The 21,226-nt window shown below is 59.1% G+C and carries 14 protein-coding genes and 4 pseudogenes; 9 read left to right on the top strand and 9 right to left on the bottom strand.

Annotation, left to right across the window (positions count from 1 at the left end; genetic code table 11):
• The first annotated feature begins 17 nt into the window (after positions 1-17).
• Positions 18-1,772, top strand: a complete 1,755-nt coding sequence (locus OMK73_RS38255) for a glucoamylase family protein (RefSeq protein WP_324291696.1) — start codon at positions 18-20, stop codon at positions 1,770-1,772.
• 782 nt (positions 1,773-2,554) lie between these two features.
• Here the strand turns inward: OMK73_RS38255 and OMK73_RS09405 are convergent.
• From OMK73_RS09405 to OMK73_RS09390, 4 genes and pseudogenes are all read right to left on the bottom strand, one after another.
• Positions 2,555-4,537: an AI-2E family transporter gene (locus tag OMK73_RS09405; protein WP_267601766.1), complete on the bottom strand. Its 1,983-nt coding sequence runs from the start codon at positions 4,535-4,537 to the stop codon at positions 2,555-2,557.
• A 321-nt stretch (positions 4,538-4,858) separates the two neighbouring features.
• Complete coding sequence (locus OMK73_RS09400; protein ID WP_267601765.1) at positions 4,859-5,230, bottom strand: hypothetical protein; 372 nt, start codon at positions 5,228-5,230, stop codon at positions 4,859-4,861.
• A 78-nt stretch (positions 5,231-5,308) separates the two neighbouring features.
• Positions 5,309-5,788, bottom strand: a complete 480-nt coding sequence (locus OMK73_RS09395) for a Spy/CpxP family protein refolding chaperone (protein WP_267601764.1) — start codon at positions 5,786-5,788, stop codon at positions 5,309-5,311.
• 646 nt (positions 5,789-6,434) lie between these two features.
• Positions 6,435-8,140 (bottom strand): annotated as a pseudogene (locus OMK73_RS09390) (ABC transporter ATP-binding protein/permease).
• A gap of 631 nt (positions 8,141-8,771) precedes the next feature.
• Between OMK73_RS09390 and OMK73_RS09385 the strand changes: the two are divergent.
• Entirely contained in the window at positions 8,772-9,119 is a 348-nt protein-coding gene (locus OMK73_RS09385; RefSeq protein ID WP_267601760.1) for a hypothetical protein, read from the top strand.
• 664 nt (positions 9,120-9,783) lie between these two features.
• Positions 9,784-10,092: a collagen-like protein gene (locus tag OMK73_RS09380; protein ID WP_267601759.1), complete on the top strand. Its 309-nt coding sequence runs from the start codon at positions 9,784-9,786 to the stop codon at positions 10,090-10,092.
• Positions 10,093-10,420: 328 nt separating this feature from the next.
• Here the strand turns inward: OMK73_RS09380 and OMK73_RS09375 are convergent, their stop codons facing one another.
• Positions 10,421-11,752: an IS4 family transposase gene (locus OMK73_RS09375; RefSeq protein WP_267601758.1), complete on the bottom strand. Its 1,332-nt coding sequence runs from the start codon at positions 11,750-11,752 to the stop codon at positions 10,421-10,423.
• Positions 11,753-12,558: 806 nt separating this feature from the next.
• Positions 12,559-13,146, bottom strand: coding sequence for a YSC84-related protein (locus tag OMK73_RS09370; protein WP_267602076.1), 588 nt, complete (start codon positions 13,144-13,146; stop codon positions 12,559-12,561).
• 652 nt (positions 13,147-13,798) lie between these two features.
• On the opposite strand from OMK73_RS09370, the gene OMK73_RS09365 reads away from it, so the two are divergent.
• Positions 13,799-13,918: a DUF3309 family protein gene (locus OMK73_RS09365; RefSeq protein WP_267601756.1), complete on the top strand. Its 120-nt coding sequence runs from the start codon at positions 13,799-13,801 to the stop codon at positions 13,916-13,918.
• Here OMK73_RS09365 and OMK73_RS09360 read toward each other — a convergent pair.
• Positions 13,899-15,291, bottom strand: a pseudogene (locus OMK73_RS09360) (IS701 family transposase). The gene OMK73_RS09365 and the pseudogene OMK73_RS09360 sit on opposite strands and share 20 nt — an antisense overlap.
• Positions 15,292-15,381: 90 nt before the next feature.
• Between OMK73_RS09360 and OMK73_RS39045 the strand changes: the two are divergent.
• From OMK73_RS39045 to OMK73_RS09350, 3 genes and pseudogenes are all read left to right on the top strand, one after another.
• Positions 15,382-15,444 (top strand): annotated as a pseudogene (locus tag OMK73_RS39045) (DUF3309 domain-containing protein); the annotation flags it as partial.
• Positions 15,445-16,354: 910 nt separating this feature from the next.
• The gene (locus OMK73_RS09355) at positions 16,355-17,173 is read left to right on the top strand and encodes a CYTH domain-containing protein (protein ID WP_267601754.1); all 819 of its coding nucleotides are present in this window, start codon (positions 16,355-16,357) and stop codon (positions 17,171-17,173) included.
• Positions 17,065-17,886, top strand: a complete 822-nt coding sequence (locus tag OMK73_RS09350; protein WP_267602075.1) for a CHAD domain-containing protein — start codon at positions 17,065-17,067, stop codon at positions 17,884-17,886. Before OMK73_RS09355 ends, OMK73_RS09350 begins: the two co-directional genes overlap by 109 nt.
• Before the next feature lie 854 nt (positions 17,887-18,740).
• Here the strand turns inward: OMK73_RS09350 and OMK73_RS09345 are convergent.
• Positions 18,741-19,478 carry a hypothetical protein gene (locus OMK73_RS09345; protein ID WP_267601752.1) on the bottom strand — a complete coding sequence of 246 codons (738 nt, stop codon included), beginning with the start codon at positions 19,476-19,478 and terminating at the stop codon, positions 18,741-18,743.
• Between the two features lie 98 nt (positions 19,479-19,576).
• On the opposite strand from OMK73_RS09345, the pseudogene OMK73_RS09340 reads away from it, so the two are divergent.
• Positions 19,577-19,654 (top strand): annotated as a pseudogene (locus tag OMK73_RS09340) (H-NS family nucleoid-associated regulatory protein); the annotation flags it as partial.
• A gap of 181 nt (positions 19,655-19,835) precedes the next feature.
• Positions 19,836-20,282: a GNAT family N-acetyltransferase gene (locus OMK73_RS09335; protein WP_267601751.1), complete on the top strand. Its 447-nt coding sequence runs from the start codon at positions 19,836-19,838 to the stop codon at positions 20,280-20,282.
• A 279-nt stretch (positions 20,283-20,561) separates the two neighbouring features.
• On the opposite strand, the gene OMK73_RS09330 is transcribed toward OMK73_RS09335, so the two are convergent.
• Positions 20,562-20,765: a cold-shock protein gene (locus tag OMK73_RS09330; protein ID WP_267601750.1), complete on the bottom strand. Its 204-nt coding sequence runs from the start codon at positions 20,763-20,765 to the stop codon at positions 20,562-20,564.
• Between the last annotated feature and the right edge of the window lie 461 nt (positions 20,766-21,226).

The raw sequence follows: 21,226 nt of genomic DNA, 5'->3' as shown, positions 1-21,226 counted from the left end.
ATGCCGATGCGGGCGACTTGCGCCTGGCCGCGCGCCGCACCTGGCGGTTCTTCGAGACATTTGTGACGCCGGCAGACAATATGCTTCCACCCGACAATTTCCAGGAGATTCCGAAGCCGACCATTGCACACCGGACCTCGCCAACCAATATTGGCCTCTACTTGCTCTCCGCCATCGCCGCGCGTGACTTCGGCTGGGCTGGCACGATGCAGACCGTTGAGCGGCTAGAGGCGGCGTTGGGGGCCATGCGCAAGTTGCCCCGCTGCATGGGCCATTTCTTCAATTGGTACGGGACACGGGACTTGCATGCGCTGGACCCCGCCTATATCTCATCGGTCGATAGCGGGAATCTCGCCGGCCATCTGATTGTGCTCGCCAATGCTTGTGAAGAGTGGGTCGCTGCCCCTGTTGCGCCGGATACCCGGCTCGGCATGGTGGACGCCGTGCGGCTGGCGCGCGAGGCCGCTGCGGGATTGTCTCGGAGGAGCGGCTGGCAAGGATGTCCGATCCACGACCTCCTTGCGCGGATCGACGCCCAATTGGGTGAGACACCCGCAACCGCAACGCTCTCGCCAACGCTCAGGGGCCTGACGGAGGAGGCCGCCAGGGCGGCTCGCGATATCCCGTCCCCTGGCGATGACGAAATGTCCATTGACCTGGTGTTCTGGACTGAGGCGCTCAGGAATACGGCGGCCGAACATGACCGCGACCAGATTCAGCTCGCCGATGCGGCAAACATGCTGGCGGCCAGGCTAAAGGCGCTTTCCAGTACGGCACGCGAAATGGCGCTGGCGATGAATTTTGCGTTCCTCTACGATGCGGAACGCAAACTTCTGTCGATCGGATACTCGCTGGAGGACAACCGCTTGGACACGTGCTGCTACGACTTGCTCGCCTCCGAAGCCAGGCTCGCCAGTCTGTTTGCCATCGCCAAGGGCGACGTGCCGACACGCCATTGGTTTTGCCTGGGCCGGATGGCGATACCTCTGGGGACGGGATCAGCGCTGATTTCCTGGTCAGGCTCGATGTTCGAGTACCTGATGCCTTCGCTGGTGATGTGCGCACCCCCGGGTAGCCTGCTTGAGCAGACCAATCGCCTCGTCGTGGGACGCCAGCAGTCGTATGGAAAGTCGCTGGGGATTCCCTGGGGCATCTCCGAGTCGGCTTACAACGCCCGCGATATGGAGTTTACCTATCAGTATTCCAATTTCGGTGTTCCCGGGCTTGGGCTGAAGCGCGGCCTTGGCGATAGTGTGGTGGTTGCACCCTATGCGACGGCCCTGGCGGCTATGGTGGACCCGCAAGGCGCGCGACGAAACTATAGCCGTCTGACCGAGATAGGAGCGAGCGGACGCTACGGATTCTATGAGGCCCTCGACTTTACTCGGACACGGCTTTCCGATAGCGAGAACGTCGAGATCGTCCGCAGCTTCATGGCTCACCATCAAGGTATGACCATTGTTGCCATCGCGAACACGCTTCACGGTGGAAAGATGCGGGAGCGCTTCCATCGCGAGCCTATGATCCAGGCCAGTGTATTCCTGCTTCAGGAGCGCGTGCCGCGGAACGTCGCCAGTTCGCGCCCAATGACCGAAGAGGGAGGGAGTCCGTGTTCGGCGCCAATCTCTGGCATTCGATGGTGCGCCGGCGCAAGCTGCCAGCGGTTGCAGCCCCCGATCATGCTTGCGCTATCGAGTCGACATTACACGAGAGTGCAGGCCGCCACCGGGGCGGCGTACAGCTGCAGACGCGACCTCGCCGTGACACGATAGTGGAAACACGTGACCCGCGACGACTCGGCCTCCTTTAACTTCCTGCTAGGCTGGCACAGCGAAAGCATCTGATATGCCGGCCCGCAGTCGAGGTGCCGCGATGCAGAGGATCACAGACTGGGCAGTGAAATCGCCTTTGCAGGTAATCATGCCGACTCCACTCGTCGCGATGGCTGCGAGGAAGCCGGTGAAGCCCGTCGCGTATCGCTAGCTAACAGCCGCAGCTGGCCAAGCCAGATCGAACGTGCCTCCGACGTCGGTGCGGTCTTTGCCCACGTCGGGGCAGCCTGCGCCGACGATTTAGCTGGGCACAGGATGTCCGTCGCAGACGAGCATCGGGCCCAAGTCGGCTGCACGGGGGATGAGCCGCAAGGCCGCGATCCGGCGCACGATTGCGGGGCCTACAGCCGCGCTCGCGAGACAGGATGCCGGTAAGGCCTTCGCACCGGAAGCGATTCGCGCTGCTTGGTCTGCGCGTGCTCAGATTCAGCTTTTCGACGGTTTTCCAAGGGTTCGGTTCGGCGCGCGCGACGCCGCGGCGCTAAGCCCGATATTCCCAATGCGCAAGCAGCCGAAGAACATGGCTCGAGCAGCGTTCTCGTCTCCGCACGCATCGAGCGTTGGCGATCAACCCTGGGGATGGAGAAGACTTCACGGGATACGGTTTTGGAGGCGGGTAGATCGCCACTCACCGTTTGTTGCTGACTAGTCTTGACTGTGGCATGCGGTGAAGAATGGCTCGATATGGTGTGTGATCTTTCCCTTGTGTGGCGTGCCTGGTTTTACGTCACCACGCCGCCAAGATGTGGCTCATGGTCGATCGCACTTGCAGTTCTGGTGGAGGCCAAACAGGCGCTAACCATACCCCGAATCGAAGTGGCATAGTGATCGGCACCGATGGCGCTCTGGAGAGCTTCGCTCCACTGATCTGTATCGCCTATTGGCCAGAGGCCCACGACGATCGACGCGTCCGGAAAACGTTGCCGCACGCGCCGCACAAGGTAGCGCAGGTGGGACGGAATGCCGTCAATGTTTAGGTAAAAAATACACACAATCGTCGCCGCGGTGACGTCCAGATTGTGCATTCTGGCGCGCGAGGCCGCTTCGTGGGGGACAACTCGGCAATCAAGAGCGTGCTTTCCAAGGAGTTGGACAAGAATGGTCGATGCCAACTCGTCGAGCGGTCCCCTTCCTGCTATACAAAGGACGAGGCTTTCGGCGCTTCGCGCCGTAAGATTTTCGATGCTTGGCGACGGGCCGTATGGAGTTGGTTGGCGCGGAGCTCCTTGTTCATCGACGTACGGTGCCAACGCGAACTCGTGGCCATTAGCTTCGGCTGGAACCGGATCAATGTCCACGAAGCTGTCCAGACCCTCGACGAGATCGTTCGTTGTGGCCTCTATTCGCGCCAGTTGCGCGGCTGTTACAACGCCGCGCAACACATCGTTGGCCGCGAGCTGCAATCCCTTGAGGGCGACCTCATCGTAATAGGAGGAGAGTGATCGTTCGCGCAGCAGGAGTTCGGCTTGCTCAAGTGCTTCATCCGGATCGCCGGCGAGCGCTCGCTGGTAAAAATTCTCAACCGGAGTCAGCGTCGGCTGGTCGCCCAGCAGCACGTCGAGAACTTCGAGTCGTCCAACATGTCGGCCGAGGACAACCAGGCAAAGAGTCAGCGGGGTGGACAGGATGAGTCCGACCGGGCCCCATATCCAACTCCAGAAAATCGCAGCGACCACCACTGAAAACGGGGAAAGGCCGGTGCTATGGCCATATAACATCGGCTCAACGACCTGAGCGGCTAGCAGTTCGACGGTCGCGAAAAGCGCCAGTGACCAGATCGCCATGGACCACTCAGGACTGACTGCGGCGGCGAGTGCGGTAGCGAGAATAGCGACGATCCAGATTCCGACATAGGGTACAAGACGCAGCAGCGCGGCCAAGATGCCCCACAACACTGGGCTTGGTACGCCAATGAAGAACAGCCCTGTCCCGATAACAGCGCCCACGGTCGCGTTAACGCCGAATTGCGAAACGAAGTATCGACTGAGACGCCGCGCGGCGTCGTCCATTGCGGTGGTGGTCCGATGCAAATCGCCCGAGCCAAATAACCGGATTGCCCGATCTCGCAGGTCATCACGCTGCAGCAGGATAAAAATGGTCACGATGAATACGATGAAGGCGGTCTCAAGCGGCCTGATGGCGGGAGATAGCACTTGCCGTGCCAACTGAAAAGCCGTCGGAGCCGGCTCGCGCACTTCGACGGCAAGCGCTGCGGGCGGTTGAGCCTCCGACGAGATGGACTGGGGTCCGCGAGTCGCCTGTGGCAGATCCACGGTTGCCCGCTGAAACGCCTTGCCAGCGGTGCCGGCCAGACTGCTGAGCCTTCCAACGGTCAATCGATGCGCGGTATGAATCTTTTCTTCGATGGTGGCCTGATAACGAGGGATGCCGACGGCGAGATCCGTAATCTGCGCGGTGATCACGACCCCCAACAAGACCATCACCGAAACCGAAATGATCACAGCGAGTAGAACCGAAACAATCCGGCCTAGCTTTATACGACAAAAGAAATTGACCAGAGGTGCCACAAGGAAGCTGAGCAGGATCGCAAGTGTGATCGGGATCAGAACGTCTCGCCCAAAATAGAGACCGGCGACGACCGTCACGCCGACGGCGAGGCTGATCAGGCCCTGCACGCTGGAGAGATCAGAAGGCTTGAGATGCGCCGCTTGCCTCGCAAAGCGCGGATCTTCTGAATCAGACATAACTACTCATAGGTTTGCGATGTCGTTCCTCTTCATGCGCAACAGCCCAGTGTGGGCAGCAACAACCGGTCCAATCGCAATCAGTTTGAACTATTCGCTCCGCAATATCGTCTCGGGGCTGTGCCCCCATTTGTTAAGGCTACGCCAACGCGGACGCTGATGTGGTACGACAGCGTACGGAGACGCGACATGAGCAGGGGAAGCCGATAGGTAGCGCCACGCTAAAGGATGGAGCTGCCCCAGGGCACGGGCACTAGCCACTATCTCGCGGCGTTGCTTGAGGCCAAGCGCTGCCGAGGTATGCCAGCTGTGCTCACCCGGTTAGCGAAACTGCAGAGGAAAGACCAGGGTGACTCCGGGTGACGGTTGCGGCACGTAGGTGACGGGGGGCGGCGCATAGACGTAGCCAGAGCGCTGGTCGTCATAGCGATAGCGCTGGTTGCCATAGCCATTGCCGCCACGGCGGTCGTAGCGTTGATTGCCGTGCCAGTTCCCGCCAGGCTCCTGCTGGCCCGGACGATGCTGATAGTCATGATTTTGGCCGCGCCGCTGCTGGCTGGGATGGTCGTGGTTGTCTTCGCCGAACGCCGGCGTCGCCCACAGGCCACCAATTACCATCGTCAGGCCAAATGCCTTGACGATCCTCGCGCTTGCCGAGCGCGTCCGACTTGACCAAGCTATTGAGGTTTTCACAATGATCTCCAGTGTTTGAGCGGGAGCCCGAGCCGCACCGCGTGGCTTGCGTCTGCGTTTGCTGCCCAGGTTCAGCCCTCAGCCATTCCTTGAAGCGTGCGGGTGCCTGGTCCGGAAGATCAGGTCGGCATTCCTTTTCTGGACGTCCGACATGCTGTCGTATAGTTCCTGGAACACGGGCGTTAGCTTCTTGATGCCATCGGCATGCGCGTCGGCGATCTCCCCATAGGACTGGAGGTCGCGCACAGCGGTCATGTCCTTGACATTATTTTCCCGCGCTTGCCGTAGCGATTCCATCTTGCTCGCGTTATCGCGCATGACCTGCGCGACCTTCTGCCAGAGTTGTTCCTGGGCGGCGGTGATCTGGAGCTTCGTATGAAGATCGCTGATGTGTGCCTCGATGCGGTCCTGCTTCGCCATCTTCAAAACTTGTGCGGACCCCTGCGAATCCGTGGTCGTAATGGCCCCGGCGGGGCCCGCCAGCGCCAGCACTGAAAGTAGCGTGGCTAACAGCACGAATACAGTCTTCGGCCGGAATAAAGGTGCAGTGAGTTTCATGATCGATCTCCGTGGAACTTGATTGATCTCGCCGGGCGCTCACCAGCATTGGCGGCGCGATCGCATAGTTCTTGTGCGCCGAATCCCGGCTCGCGTCTGTCCGCCACCGGACAAGGACGAGGAAGCGGCGTTGCAGGACGTCGCTTCGGTACTCGACACTCGGCGATCCCGGGCACGGGCCAGAAGTAGAGACATTGCCAATGTCCGTCCTCGTACCGGCATCGCGTCGAATCAATGCCAACCTGATTTCCTCAACAATGATCACCGGCGTGGCGCCCGAAAGAGGCGCGCCTGGCGCGCGTGACGACCGGTAAGCGTCAAGCTGGTCGCCCATCCGTTTTCACCAAGGACAATGTCATGAACAAAGGTCAAGTGAGCGGTCGCATCGAGAAGACTAAGGGGAGGATCAAGGAACTGTTTGGCAAAGGTACGGGAAACAAAGACCCAGATGACTGGCAAGATCGAGCAGATCGTCGGCACGACACAGGCCTCGTATGGTGACGCCAAGGAGAAACCAGGAAGCAGCCGTAGGGCGGCGCCAGCGGGAGCTGCTCTGACGCGTTGCTTCGTGGCGCGTTCAAGTGCAGGCATTGCGAAAGCAGCCTTCTCAGATCGGCTCTGCCGCCGTGCGAGAGGGCACCAACGGCTACCAGCTAAAGTGGTAGCTCTGCGAGGGTGCAGCCTCCACTCCCCGTTTCCCGTCAGCTCCAGCACCTGTTGGTGATACTTAAGGAGTGTGGGGCGGTGGCTGACGCTGACCAGCGTCGTCGACGCATTCGATAGCTGGAAGTAAAGGCGTTCTTCGTTTTGAAGATCGAGGGCGCTAGTGGCTTCATCCAGCATGGCGTACCGTGGTTTTGCAAGCAGCACGCGGGCAAAGGTGAGGCGCTGTTGTTCTCCCACGGAGAGAACCTTCCCCCAGTCAAGATCCGCATCTAGACCGCCGAATCTTTCCGCGACGTCCGGAAGGTTTACCATCTCTAGCAGCAGCAAGAGTTCCGCGTCGGATACCTTCCGGCCATTGTGATTGGGGTAGAGCAACTGGCTGCGCAGGCTTCCCAGCACCATATAGGGATGCTGCGGCAAGAACAGCATTTGCTCGGTTTCCGGCCGCACGATGCGCCCGGTACCGCTGTTCCACAACCCCGCGATCGCGCGCATCAGCGAACTTTTACCGCCGCCGCTTGCACCCACGATAAGCAATCCCTCCCCGGGGTTGATCGAAACGGTGAGATCCCTGACGAGCGTCCGTTCGAAATTTGGCGTGTGCAAGGTGACATGCTCGAGCGCCAGGCGAGAGTCTCGCATGGCTTCGATCCTGTTCCCGGCTTGGCGAGGCGCTGCTGGTGTTTCCGCCAGCGAACTCGAAAATGTGTTCAGCCGGTCGAGTCCGGCGACGAATCGACTCAGGCTTTCAAAATTATCGACAATGACGGTAAGAGCGGCCAGTATCGCGGCAAATGCGCCGGCCGCCTGGATAGCCCGGCCGACTTCGAGCTCGCCGGAAAGGACGCGTGAAGCGACAATGGCACTCGGCAGCATGATGGTTAGGAATCCGTAACCATACTGAAAGAAATTGAGATTCAGCTGCCATTTGATAAGCTTGTTGAAATTCGCGAAGACATGGTCGAAGCGGCCCCTCACGTGAAGGGACTCATGTGCCTCGCCACGATGAAAGGTAATCGACTCGGCGTTCTCGCGTACCCGGATCAGGCTATAGCGAAAATCTGCTTCTCGTTTCAGTTGGTAGAAATTCAGTCCGATCAGGACTCGCCCAAACAGGAAGATCGAGACCAGCGTGCCAGCGATCGCGTAGAGCACAAGAAACAGGACCAGCTCCCTGGAGATCGACCAGAGCACGCCGCTGAAAGCAAACAGCTGTAAGAGAGCGCCAAGGCTCAGCAACAAAAAATAGAGAGATCGATTCGTGAATGTGTTGATATCTTCCGAAATCCGCTGATCTGGATTGTCTATCGCTGAACTGGAATTAAGCCTATAGAAAGCATGATTCTTGAAATATTTTTCCAAATAGTGGCCGGTCAGCCAGCGCCGCCAGTGGATGCCAAGCTTGTTCCTAACGTAGTAGTAGAAGGCGTAGATCGGTACGGCCGCGATCAGGACATAGACGCATACGCCAATGGAGTGCCAGAACCTTCCGGCATCTTTTGCTGCCAATGCCGATGTGAATTCCCCGGATTGTTCGTTGAACAGTACATTGGTTCCGGTTTGCCCCAGGAGCAGCAGAATCAGTACGACAAGTAGGATCCTGGCCTTCCATTTTTCATGGGAGAACCAGTAAGGTTTCGCGATGTCCCAGAATCGCATCCACAGGTGACCGCCAACTTTTCCCATGATCCTTCTCTTTCCTGAACCCGAGACTTCTATGCTGCATCCCAGGGCGGCCAAGGCCTTTCTCTAACCGGGTGACGGCCGTTGAATGCCTGCTTCGGAACGCTGGCGCAGGTGCGGCGCGAACTCCGAGCACGCCGAGCACGCCGAGGTCACCCAGGCACCCGCCATGTTCATGATGCGTTGCTCCTCACCCTCATCGGGTACCTAATCGGGCACATTCGCTCATCGTCAAGGAGATGCCTGCGATGAGATGGTGGACATCGGACGGTCAACTTGAAATATAGGCGAGCCAATTGGCGATGGATGCTTTTCGCCGGGCGTCGGGAGCCTGTCGACGGCGCATCAATCGGCGATCAGATAATTCCGACAAACGGTACGCTTGCGGACAGCACTTATGGCCGGAACTAACTATAAGTAAACGTAGGGGCGCACATGTCGCAACATACCAAAGTCGGCGTCGGGATTTTATGGAAAATGTCCGACATGGTGCCCCACCAATTTCAGCTTCGGATTGCCGGGAATCGATATTCGATGGGATAGTTAAATATCAAAATAAAGATGCTAAAAATCCGCCATTTATATATTTACGACGAGCTAACGGACCTAGCTCCGGAAAGTTGGGGGTAGTGGTATGTCAAAGGAAGTTCGTCGCGCCGTCGTCGTTATCTATCGAAGTAGTCCGGACAGTTGGTTCTTCGCAGAAGTGGATGGTAGCTGCATATACCGCTTCGGTCCGTTCGAGAGCGAAAGGATCGTTAACGATGTCCTTCCCGTGATTTACCCAACCAACCTGCTGCGTGAAACCATCACCGCAATGATCGTTTGCGACGATGCCACCCTGCTACGCACAGCGCAAGGGATCGGCTGTCTACCGCCGCCCAGCCCTCGTGGGGTTGGAAAGGCGCACGCCCCTGCAACCCACTCTGACTCCTCCTGGCAGACGTTTTTCAGCCGACGCATCCAAGTCTGGATGGCGTGAGGAACAGTCTCCTTCGCCCCGCACCGGCCGCGCGGCGCGGGCATTTCGATTTCGGCGGACTCTGATAATCATCTAGCCGGCCTCCTTCCAGTCGAGTAGGAGCGGCCGGCTAGATCATTATCAGATCCTGCCAACCTCCCGGAACTGGCGCGTCCTTGATGCGTGCAGCCAATGCCGGAAGGAGCCGATAACCGCTGTGCGGCATCGACAATCGCACCCCTTTCCCTCAACAAGCTTGACAGATTCTTCCCGACATTCCGGCGTGTAGACCCTACGGGGTATCCGTTCCATTTGTGTTGTCCGTTCACTACATTCTACGTAACGTTGGACACCACAATTCTCAGCCTAACTCAATATGGTGACGGAGGAGTAACGAGGCTTGTCATGAACGACGAAATTTCCTGCCTGTGAAGCGAATATCGGAGACATCCATGCCCGCTAGCGTACCGACACAGTGTCGGAGTTCGCGTACTGTCACTAGGGTGGCGGTGCGCTCATCTCGGGAATTCCCCAATTCGACGGGCGAAGGCTGGTTGCCGATCCCTCCCCATGCGGAGCTGACCTGAACCGTTGCTCCTGCTTGTTACCGCCAGAGGCCGATCTGATCTGGAAGATTGCCCACAATTTCGTGGGCGACTCAGTTGGCAAAGAGGAAGGAATTGTCATGAAATATTCGAACCTGATTGTCGCAACACTGATGACACTCGCTGTATTGGCTTGTACGGGCCCGGCCGGGCCGCAAGGCGCAACAGGCAGTTCTGGTGAGAAAGGAAGCACCGGATACATGGGCGCAACCGGCTACACCGGGGCAACCGGAAGCACCGGGGCGACCGGCGGCACTGGCGCAACAGGATACACCGGCGCTACGGGCGATACGGGCGCAACCGGCAACACGGGAGCAAAGGGCAACACCGGCAGCACCGGTGCAAGAGGAGGTACTGCTGACAGTACTGTGATCGTCGTTCCTCGCTGAGCACAGTAGAGCCGACCATCGCTAGGATCCAGAAATCGAGATGCCGGCGCTGGTGAGTCCAGTGCTGAGCGATGATCGGCACCAGACGTCTCTGCAATGCAACCCGCACCAGGCACGCTCGCTGGCGCCAAAGTACCGGCGGACGCTACTGACGCCCATACTGAATGCAGACGCTCATGCAAGAGGCGACGGTTCGGCGTTGCGATAAAGATTGTTCCTCGCGCCATCCAGCTTTGGATGCCTCGACTGAAGAGTGCTCGCCAGGAGGAGGAGGCTGATGCAGGCGCCTACGCCCTTCCAGCCCAAAGGGCATCTCCTTATACAGAAGTCATGAGTCCTCAGCCCGTAGCGCCAGGATCATGAACGCAGCATCCATGGTTCGCTGCATGCCGATCCAGATCGTTTTGGCGCCGGGCTCGCCATCACACTTGCGGCCCAGGAAACCACCCAGTGACGCGATCAAGCGAATCATTTGATTGAGCGTGACGGGCGTCTTTGGACGCGCCTTCTTCGCGAGTAGATACGCGCCTCGTATCTCATCGGCATCAAAGAATAGCGACGCGTCCAGGGTAGGGCAGGTTCTGCCCAAACGCATCAGCCGGGCAATGCGCCACGCCACGACCATGTAAAACACCAGAGCCCGTTCCACGCGGTCCATGTGGGATAACTGTAAAGCTTCCACCTTGCACCCGTTCTTCAGGACATTGAAGAACATTTCAATCTCCCACCGGGCTCGATACCAATCGATCAGCTCGATGACGGCATCTGTATCTTGCGCCTCCCGGTTGGTCAGCAGTCGCCACACGACAGGGGTAACGCCTGCCGGGGCGCCGATCTCCTGGGCCACAATGCAGGTGACGGCGGGCCCCGTCTTACCCGGCAGCTTCACGCGTTGCGCACGTAACTCCTGCTTGACCTCGCGCGCCTTCTGGCCTGCGCGCCCCGGCAGGATGAAGCCGATCTCCCCCAGAGCTTCGCTGGCGTCTACCGTGTCCCACAGCTTGCCTGTCTCACCAAGGCTGCGGTTGTGTTGGGAACGTATCAGCCAGTCTGCAGGATTGCCGAGCTCATTAGCACGCTCCATCATCGCAGCGATATCGCCTTCCCGATCCGCCACGTAGACCAGGCGAGTCTCAGGCAACATCGCGGCCTGTTCTGCAACGCGTTCGTAGCTTTCAGTCCACCGTACGCTCTCTGTAATACCAACCCGCTGCCCGTTTGCATCCAGCGGCTCCCGGGCCCACATCCAGGCGTCGATCACACCGAGTGGTTCCCGATCCGGCGTCACAGCATAGGTCGGATGGAGATACATCCCCCTCTGCGCTTCGTAGCTCAAGGGCCCGAGCCCATCGATCTCCTGGCCGTTAAAGTTCAGCTCGGTCGTGTCTGCAATGCACAGCACCACCGGGAATTGCCGCGCCCGCCCTGCCGTGCGCTCCCAATGCGGCTGCATCATGTCTGTCCACTCGACTTCCTCGTTGCCGAAAAATCGATAGGCAGCGATGGTCTCTGCCCAGTCCTCGCATGCGCCCGGAATGCTCGCAGTCGGCCTCGCAGCCAGTCGCTTCAGCAGCCCCTTCGCCCGTCGGTCCCGCCTTGGATCGCCAAGATCCAGCACCTCAAATTCTTCGTCCACCCATGCCCCCGACTCGTCGTTCATTCGCGCTCGAAAATCCAGGAGTAAACGCGAGTCCGCGCGAGTTTACAACCCCTCCCGCCCAAGTCCCATCAAATTCTGGCCGCACTGCGCCCGGTCAGGACGCTGGACTTCTGTATAAGGAGATGCCCAAAGGGATGTCGCTAACGACCCTTTCGCTCTCAAACGGCTTGAAGCGGTAGATTCAGCTGCGTCTACCTTCTGCGAAGCACCAACCGCACTGGATTACTTCCATAGATAACGATGGCGGCGCGACGAACTACCTTTGACATCCGTTAGCTTTCCAGAGCCTGATGCATTAACTCTCCGTCAAGATCTAAATGACCGGATCGAGGTAGTCTTTACTTCTCAATCTACTAGTTTCATCGAATATCGCTCGCCCCCGTAATTCGAGGCCAAACCTGGTGACGGCCGATGCCGTGGCACAGTGATCCACATCAGGACGTCCCACAAAATATCGGCCAGAAACGCCCGTCACGCCGACGGCGAGTCTGATCAAACCGTGCGCACCGGGGATCAAAAGGCTCGGTGAGCGCCGCTGGCCGAATAGAGCACGGGTCCATAGGATTGGACATAACTATCTCAGATTGGAATTGTCTTCCTTCGTCATGGCGGCCGCGGGCAGATGCCCACCGAACAGTCCTAGCGGCCAGCTGACAATCGGGTATGTGATTCGGCAGGCAAGGCATTGAGAAAATGAGAATGCCGGCGATCAGCGACGTCAATGGACCGCCCTCGTGAGGATGCGCATAGGGACTCCGTAAGATTGACGGTCATCAATGAATGCACGACTATGCCTGGTTTGCGCACTACAGGGATTTCAGCTTCGTGACCTTCGTACCTTCGAGCGTCACGCCGGCCATCAATCCGCTGTTGGTGAGCACGAATGCCTGGACCGGACCGGTAGCGGTGGTCGTGTCAATACTGCCGTTCGCGCCCACCTTCAGTGCCGCAACTGACGCGTCACCGCCTACTGACCAGCCGTCACTATTTCGGAATCGGTCCAGTGCGTCCTCGGTCATGAACAGGAAGATGATGGCTTTCGATTGAGCGCCGATTTGCCACCCGATCGAAGCGGTCGCGGTGCTGTAGTATCCGACCGTGCTGCCGCCGACGCGCAGCGAGCCTTCACCGTACTGGCCTCCGAGGACAAAGCCGGCCGCGATGACCGATGGGAACACCAGCACGCCGCGGGCCTTGCCGACGAGTTCACGCGAGCCATTGGCAGCGGTGTAAAGGCGTGCAAGGGTCGATTCGACACCCGCGTCGATCGTGTGACGCTTGTCGACCTGGTGGCCACTGGTGTCGGATGTCCCCGTAGTCGTGCAGCCCAGAGTCGTGAGGCCGATTGCAATGGCTGATTCGGTCGTCATCAATATGAATCTTCGTCTTGGCATCATCATCATCTCCAGGATGTCCCGACGTTCTTTTAAGGTACGTCAAAGCGGATACGGATGCGGTACGACAGCGTACGGAAACAGGAGACATCCTTCGATCGGTGTCTCTGCTCCGATTCCTAACACGCCCAAGGCGCGTTAGGAGCTGTCGATGGTGGGTGATGCGTCGTCAGGCGAGCTACGGTTTGCGCAAGTCGTAGCGGGTAGCGTCGCCAACGGCAGATCAACGGGCGGCAATGCACCGGATCCGTTGCGGAGTACGTACCGTCATCCATAGCCGATCGTCGCCCGTCCGTCACCGTACAGACAGCAATGGCGATCATGGAGGAAATTGTTTGTGGGCTTCGGAAGCGCTCTGTGGTCGATTGGAAGTACGCACAAAGCGATGTCCAGACAAGCTCGAAGAAACGGCGAGAAGGATGCGCGCGGGATCCTTCCCCTCGAGACGGCTGCGTGACAGAAGGAATGTGTGCTTAGCTGGATTGTCGAGTCCGTAACGATGCCTCTGTTCTCCGGGCGGGCACTTGTATGCGCGGCGACGCTCCTCAAGTACTTCAACTGGGGGCCAAGTGGTGGGCAGCAGGAAAGACGTGTGATATCTGCCTTGCATGAGACCTTTCCGTCCATTCATGCAAGGGGGAAAGGAGTGTATATGAGTATCGGAACCATTCTGCTGATCATTTTGATCTTGGTGCTGGTCGGTGCATTGCCAACCTGGCCCCATAGTCGCAGTTGGGGTTATTACCCTAGTCTTACTGTGTCACAAATTTAGCTTCACATCCCAGCAGCATGGACACCGGCGGAGCCGGTTGATAATGGCACGAGCGATGAGTAGCCGCAGCGTCGAAATCGACTCAGCCACGTGGCGCTGCACTCGTCCGGCTGCCGCGAGGGACGTAATCCTTGGGTAAGGAAGGCGTTTCTGGTTGAGCACGGTTTTTTTGAGGTGCTCTGATTGAGGCGCATAGCGACGAGGAAGGCGTAGGCCGCAATACACAGGGTGGCATGGTGATGAAAGCCCCTCCAGCCGCGGCCTTCATAGTGCGCGAGGCCGAACTCCTGCTTGAGTTCCTGATAGTCGCGCTCGATACGCCAGCGCATCTTGGTGACGAAGACCAATTGTTCCAGGGTGGCATCGGACGGACCGGTAGAGAGGAAGTATTTCACCGGCTCGGCTTCTCCTTCGGGCCATTCGATCAGTAGCCACTCCTCGGGACGCATCTGCGTGCCCAGGTAGTCGCGATGAGCAGGGCGAACCCGCACGGCGGCGAAGCGGGAGGACAGTTCAGTGTTGGAGCCTTCCCGCCAGGTGACCGTGCGATAGACTTGCTGCGGCAAGTCCATCGCCAAGGCCTTCACCGTCACCGGTTGGTGTCCAGGCTCCCGACGCAGCTTCGTCGGCCGTATGCCGCGACCGCTCCATGCCTTGGGCGGCAGCGGCGCGGTGCCGGGCGCCCATACCGTAGTCCCCGGCCGTATGCCGACTGCATACGGCATGCCCATCTCAGTAATGCCATCGCGAAAGGCGGTTTCATCGCCATACCCGGCGTCCGCCAGCACCACGCCCATCGGCACGCCCGAGGCGAGCGCCTCACGCATTTGCGCCAGAGCAATTTCCGGCTTGGTCGCGAACGTCATGCCGTCCGGCACCCCGGCCTTCTTCTTGCGCACCGGGTCACTCGCCCAGTCTTTGGGCAAATACAGTTGATAGGCGACAGGAATGCTGCCCTGGACGCTGGCCAGCGAAAGACTGACCGCCACCTGGCAGTTGTCCTGCTTGCCCAGTTGACCGCAGTATTGGCGCGCGACGCCAACTGAATGCGTTCCCTTCTTCGGGAACCCGGTGTCATCGATAATCCAGTAGCAGCCACTGTCCAACCCGAGGTGTGGCACAACCCAGTCGCGAACGCGCGACATCACGGCACTGTCCGACCATCCCGCCTTGGCCACGAAGTGATGTAACGATTGGTGCTTGGCAGCCACGTGTAGCGGATCGGTATGCGCAGCCAGAGGCTCAACACTCTTGCGCTGGATCGGCAACATGAGGCCTCGACAATAGTCCTGCAATCCGACGTTTCGATCCACATGATCCAACGCCACGCATAGGTACTCAATATAACGATCGAATTCCGCCAGATTTCCCATTGCCGCCTCTTGCCACGATGGAATCTTGGTTATAACTGAAATTCAATATTATTGACACAGTAATTGTCGTTTTTGTGACACAGTAAGACTAGTGGGCTGCTGGGCGTGGTAGTGGTGGTGGTGCTGATTCTGTTCTTGATGGGCCGGCTTTAAGCCGGAGCGACATCAATGAGAACGGTGCTTCCCGCTAAGGGACGCACCGGACGGAGATCCGATCCGGCATCCACTTCAGCGCGTCCACGTGGTCGGCCGCAATGCCGCGCACCACCAGCGTCGGGGCGGGTAAAGTTGAGGTCCATCTCGATGGTTTCACACGGGAAACGGGCCACCTCGTGATGACCTCTGGCATAACTAGCCTCGTACGGACTCGGTGATGGTTGTGAGGATGGCTGCCAGTCCTTGATCGTCCGCGAGGCTGGCTTTTCGATGCTATACCATTCCCGAGCAGCCGAGATATGCTAGGTGCCGTCTGATGCGCGGACTCTCGCAGGACTCTTGCGCCCCGCGCGCGAACGGTGAAGCCCGGTCTGGCGGCCCTTCGAGGGGCCGCTGTCGCCTCGCGCCCAATCGATACCGCTTCCTGGTCGAGCAGAACTACCTGATGGGCAACCCGTGGCATGGCATCCACGTGCCGCGCGCGAGGCTCGGTCAGAACGGGATGTGGGCCGGATCTTGACCGCAGGCCAGTGGGCTTTCGTGACCGGCGGCCTCGCGCGCTTGGCGCCCGGGCTGCGCCTGTCGGAGGTCATATTCTGGCCGCAGTCGCCAAACTGCGCGCGCTTGGGAGGCGACCTCTGCGTCATGCAGAGGGGATAGCGGGAGAAAGCCGACTGTTGGCAGACGCACACCACTGAGAATCTCCTGGTTCGATGATCGGGTCGCTTTTTGCATTGCGCAGCAGCCGGCGTTTCACGCACACATCTGCAGCGCCATGGCAAGTGCGTTAAGCGCAGTCTTATCGGAGTGCACGCCGCCTCATGGACCAACAGAACTCCGCTTGACCTAGAGTAGAGTCTGGTGGGTCTTCGTACCGCTTCCACCCTTTACTTGCCAAGGCCGTGCCATGGAACGCGAACTGAAACTCGAATTGGTAGAAGGTAAGGTCGATCAGCTACGCGGCCTGCCCTTGCTGAAATCCTTGCGCACCGAGCGACCACACTCCGAGCATCTAGTTAGCACGTACTTTGATACCCCTGACCTCTACCTGCACTGCCACCACGTATCGTTGCGCGTTAGGAAGACAGGGAATCACCACGCGCAGACGTTGAAGACACAGGGCTCGACTCGAGCCGGACTCTACGAGCGTGACGAGTTCGAGGCCCCGATAGAGGGCGAGGCGCCTGATCTTGACGTCCTGCGCAGCGTGGTGCCGAAGGGTTCGGTGGCGGGCAAGCTGATCGGCGGCGGTCAACTGGTCGGGCGCCTGGTGCCGGTTTTCACCACGAATGTGCAGCGCACCGTCTCGCTACTGCGCCTGCCGCAAGGCGACGAGGTGGAGCTGGCGCTGGACGATGGGACGGTCCAGGCCGACAACGCCAACGCGGCGTTCCAGGAAGTTGAAATGGAGCTTAAGGCCGGCGAGCCAGGCCATCTCTACGATCTGGCCTTGGGCCTGCTCGACGCCGTGCCGCTACGCATAAGCCGGCGCAGCAAGGGTGAGCGGGGCTACGCACTGATAGCCAGCGAGCAACTGAGGTGGTACGCGCGCAGCCGCTCGAGCTCAACAAACGCGACACCGTGGAGCGCGCCTTCCAGTGCATCGCGCAAAACTGTATGGAGCAGATCCAGGGCAATGAACGCAACGTCATATCCGGCGAGGACCCTTCGAGTGTGCACCAGATGCGGGTGGGCCTTCGGCGCCTGCGATCGGCGATGGATCTGATGGGAGCCGCGGTCGTGTGTCCGACTTTCCTGCAGGAAGAGCTCAAATGGATCGCCGGCGAACTCGGCGGTGCGCGCGACTGGGAGGTGCTGGCCACCTCCACCCTGTCCGACGCCTTTTCCGGTGAGCCGGAGGAGGTGGACGCGGAAGCAGTCAAGCAAGCGGCCAGCGAGATCGCACGGGAGAAACACCAGCGCGCTGCGCAGGCAGTGGACTCAGTGCGATACACACGGCTCATCATTGAACTCAGCCGCTGGCTGGAGCAGGCCGGCTGGCGCCAGAACCCGAACGACGAGCAACGCCGGGTGCTGGAGTTCCCGCTGCGGAAGTTCGCCACCAAGACGCTGCGCGAACGACACCGCAAGGTGATCAGGCGTGGCCGCGGCCTGGCGGACTTGGATGCGCAGCGGCGCCACCGCGCGCGCATCGCGGCCAAGAAGCTGCGCTACGCAACTGAGTTCTTTGCCTCGCTGTACCCCAGGCAAGGGGTGCGCCGCTATAAGGCCTGGCTTACCAAGTTGCAGGACGATCTGGGTTGGCGCAACGACGTGGTGGTGGCCGATGGCCTCCTGCGCCAACTGCAGTCGGGACGGCCGGAGACTGGTATTAGTGCAGGCTATGCACGCGGCTATCTCGCGGCGTGCGTGGCGGCCGACCATGATGCGCTCCGGGCGCTGTGGAAGCACTTCAAGCGCTTGTCCCTCCCCCAATAGTCGCACCCGATCCTGCGCCCCTTCGGCGCGAGTACCGCGCGCGAAAGTTTTAGCGAAAGCCGAGAACGTTGCAAGGCATGCCCTGGACGCGCTGCAGGACATACGATCCTCCAAATCCCGGCCCACGCATCGTTCTAGCTGTAGCAGCAATCCTGTGCTCGCTCACATGGAGCAGATCAAGGGATTCCGCACGGCCTGGGCGGACACGCTGCGGTCCACCGACCCGCGGGGAGCGCACCGTCTGGAAGCCGCCAGGACGCACTGGCTGGCGGCACACACATATTTCGCATGCGCTGGCGGCCGAGGCGCCGCTGGAGGTGGTGCAGCATGCCGGCAACGTTCGCGGGACACCACCACGCGTTGCGTGACGACCGAGGCAGCGCGGCGGATGGAGGCCATGCAGAGGGTGTGGAAGGCCGGCACGGGCGATTGATCGTCGGCCGTCCCAAATCCCTGCACCTTGACGATCCCCAAAACCTTACACCTATCGTATGTCGGCTGAAATCGAGCACGTTGCGGCCATCGTCTGGATTCGCGTCCAAATGGCTAAAATGGCACTGACGCCGACCTGCAGGCGGACGGCTGTTTTGGCGCAGCTGCGACGCTGCCGGCGAGCCCCGAGCCGACGTGTATCTACCGCAACGCCGAAGGACAGAAGTGGGACGGGCAGGGCGAGATCCCGGCCTAGGCAACGGGTGCTCAACGCCGGGGAATCGGTGGCACAATCGGGGTGGCGTGACATGGGCCCCACATAAATCCATTTTCCATCAACGGGTTACACCGTATCGCCCGCGCCGCTGCTGGGTTCGCGAACCATCATAGGGAAAACCAGAGGCCAGTAGCTCGAATAGATCCTAAGCTTCGGTAGAATTAATTTCATGCCTCACTCGACTGATGCGGTCGTAAATCACCTTGCGCAAGCGGTTAACGACCCCCAGCGGTCGGTGTTCCGGCAATGCGTGCCACGGGCTGAAAGTTAGATTTTCACAGAATTGGTTCTGCGCTGCGGTATCGAAATGCTGTCGGGGAATGAGGATAGTTGCCACCTTATAGAAAGGAGCCTGTGCCTCTTTCCATTCGATCATAGAATCTTCGACGTTCATACTGTCAGAGGTTCTGGGTTGCACCAGAAATTCCATACAAGCATCGTCCTGTTCAAGCGTAGTACGTAACGCGTCGCGTAAGTAATTATGGCCGGGGTTGTTCGGCATTGGTTCCGCTGCAGACGAACAATTCCTGGCAGAAAATTTGATAGCACGCCGGTCAGGACCCGTACCGAGTTGATAGGGAACCATCGACCAGTAGCGGGTATTCAGCGGGTTGGAAATTTTGCTGCTGACGGTGTGTGCGTCGCGCCGAGCGTTACCAGCTCGGTATTTATCGCGGATGGATCCTTCAATGGCATCTGCAATCTGGACAGATAGGGACTTTTCATCCGGAAACAGATTTTCGCCCAAACTCAGATCAACACCGGGATACGGCAGCACATTAGACTCAACAGAGGTCGTCGGCGCAGCATTGCCCCGGATGTGCTTACCGCAGCCCGCGACGACAAGAAGCAACACAAGATTGACAAGAGGGGAGCAGCGCATGGGTATTGACTCCAGGGTGATGACGGAACTGGCCTCCAATGGACCACGACGAGTAAGCCACAGATAGCGGCGGATCCAGATTCGCCGAAGTACCTTGCCCCGAAACGGGCGCCACCTGGTCAGGTCGCGAGCGTGCACCGGCCTGGCTCGGGGGGAATCGCGACAAGTTTTTGATTCCAGAGGGAACGCCGGCATCTGTTTGCCAGGTTGCCGCCAAAGCTGTCTCTCGGCGTCGATGGCACGGCATTACACCGATGTATCTGGGTTTTCCCGTAATCCATTCGCTTGGCGGAAGTGTTAACCTAGAAACGCAATCTGTACGAAAGAAATTTCAAGTGTTTTCCGCTTTCAGCTCGCATGTCAGACGAGGAGATGCCGGAAATGATGAGAGGCATGCAGATTCGGGCGGCAGAAGAAGCTGATTGGCCTGCCATCGTGGATGTTCTCGAGTGTTGTGGATTGCCTAACGACGTCTTCGACCAGACATTGCGCTTCTTTCATATCGCTGTATTAGGTGAGCGGGTAGTGGGTTGTGCTTGTGCTGAGCAATATGGAGAGACGGTTGTCGTGCGGTCCGTCGGTGTGCTTCAAGAGTATCGCGGCCACCCAATCGCGACTCAGCTTGTCGGCAGCGTACTGACGCGCGCTCGCGCAGATGGCTGTACTAAGGCGGTTCTCATCACCGCTGGCCGGCTCGGCCTTGCTAATCACTGCGAATTCTCGCTCGCCGAGCTCGAATCCATGCCTGAGGAAGTAAGTCTATCCAAGGCATTCCTGCGAAGATTTGGCGGGTGGAGGGCATAGGCTAGCTTTGCGCGCGACGTACCGGGATGAGTCAATATTCCGCGCACGTCCGTGCCGAGGGCTAGCTAGGAAACACTAGACACTACGTCGACATCAACGTCGCCATGCACCGCGTGCAAATCCGCGCCAGCTTCGAAGGCAGTGACGACATTACCTCTGAATGCCAGGCCCCCAAGCCTGACGCTGGAGCCAGGCCACAGTGGCCGAGGGCGCAGCAAACGAAAAATCCCTACGCCAATGCGAAGGCCTTTTTTGTTTGCTGCAGAGGTGCGGCGTGCGTTAGAGCTTGCGAATCTGGGAAGCCTGTGGACCCTTTTGGCCTTGCGTTACCTCGAACTCGACTCTGGCGCCTTCGTCCAGGGACTTGAATCCAGTGCCTAGGATTTCCGAGTGATGCGCGAACAAGTCCTTACCGCCACCATCCGGCGTGATGAAGCCAAAACCCTTTTCGTTGTTGAACCACTTCACGATTCCAGTCGTCATCTCGTCCTCGCATCTACGCAGAAAAACCTACACGGTGAACAGAAGTCAATTGTGCAGAACGTGGAGGGGATTTCGCGGGCAACGACCGCGTGCGCTCTGCGTCGCAAGCATAGCTGAATCTTGCGACTAAAGCCAAGGCGCGCGCTTGCTGGGGTTTTCCATGAGAGTCAAGCGCGCCGGGACGACAAAGAGGGCGACGCGAAACGAGATGTTGGCGCAGTCCAGGTCTGGAAAAGTGAATGCTAGCTGCCTTGCCCGCCGCGGGCAGAGCATCTGCCACGTCGCTGGTGACAAACGCGAACCCAACCGGCGATTGGCCGTCCCAGAAGGTCCAGTTATGAATTCGAACCGCTCCGGCACGATGGAGCCTAGTCTCGAGAACGTAGCCGGGGCTCCTCGGGCCAGACGACTCCGTGACGCCTCTTCTTAATGTATCGCTTTTAAATAAGTGTTCGTGGGGA

The sequence above is a fragment of the Cupriavidus sp. D39 genome, assembly GCF_026627925.1.
Lineage (GTDB): Bacteria > Pseudomonadota > Gammaproteobacteria > Burkholderiales > Burkholderiaceae > Cupriavidus > Cupriavidus ulmosensis.
Note: the sequence above shows the minus strand (reverse complement) of the source record. Positions and strands in the feature narration are given on the sequence as shown.

Bases quoted from the DNA above. Each gene is read 5' to 3' on its own strand.
- OMK73_RS09380 (WP_267601759.1), top strand. From the start codon at position 9,784: ATGAAATATTCGAACCTGATTGTCGCAACACTGATGACACTCGCTGTA.
- OMK73_RS09395 (WP_267601764.1), bottom strand. From the start codon at position 5,788: ATGAAACTCACTGCACCTTTATTCCGGCCGAAGACTGTATTCGTGCTG.
- OMK73_RS09375 (WP_267601758.1), bottom strand. From the start codon at position 11,752: ATGAACGACGAGTCGGGGGCATGGGTGGACGAAGAATTTGAGGTGCTG.
- OMK73_RS09330 (WP_267601750.1), bottom strand. From the start codon at position 20,765: ATGACGACTGGAATCGTGAAGTGGTTCAACAACGAAAAGGGTTTTGGC.
- OMK73_RS09365 (WP_267601756.1), top strand. From the start codon at position 13,799: ATGAGTATCGGAACCATTCTGCTGATCATTTTGATCTTGGTGCTGGTC.
- OMK73_RS09370 (WP_267602076.1), bottom strand. From the start codon at position 13,146: ATGCCAAGACGAAGATTCATATTGATGACGACCGAATCAGCCATTGCA.
- OMK73_RS09335 (WP_267601751.1), top strand. From the start codon at position 19,836: ATGTCAGACGAGGAGATGCCGGAAATGATGAGAGGCATGCAGATTCGG.
- OMK73_RS09350 (WP_267602075.1), top strand. From the start codon at position 17,065: ATGGAGCAGATCCAGGGCAATGAACGCAACGTCATATCCGGCGAGGAC.
- OMK73_RS09355 (WP_267601754.1), top strand. From the start codon at position 16,355: ATGGAACGCGAACTGAAACTCGAATTGGTAGAAGGTAAGGTCGATCAG.
- OMK73_RS09345 (WP_267601752.1), bottom strand. From the start codon at position 19,478: ATGCGCTGCTCCCCTCTTGTCAATCTTGTGTTGCTTCTTGTCGTCGCG.
- OMK73_RS09385 (WP_267601760.1), top strand. From the start codon at position 8,772: ATGTCAAAGGAAGTTCGTCGCGCCGTCGTCGTTATCTATCGAAGTAGT.
- OMK73_RS09405 (WP_267601766.1), bottom strand. From the start codon at position 4,537: ATGTCTGATTCAGAAGATCCGCGCTTTGCGAGGCAAGCGGCGCATCTC.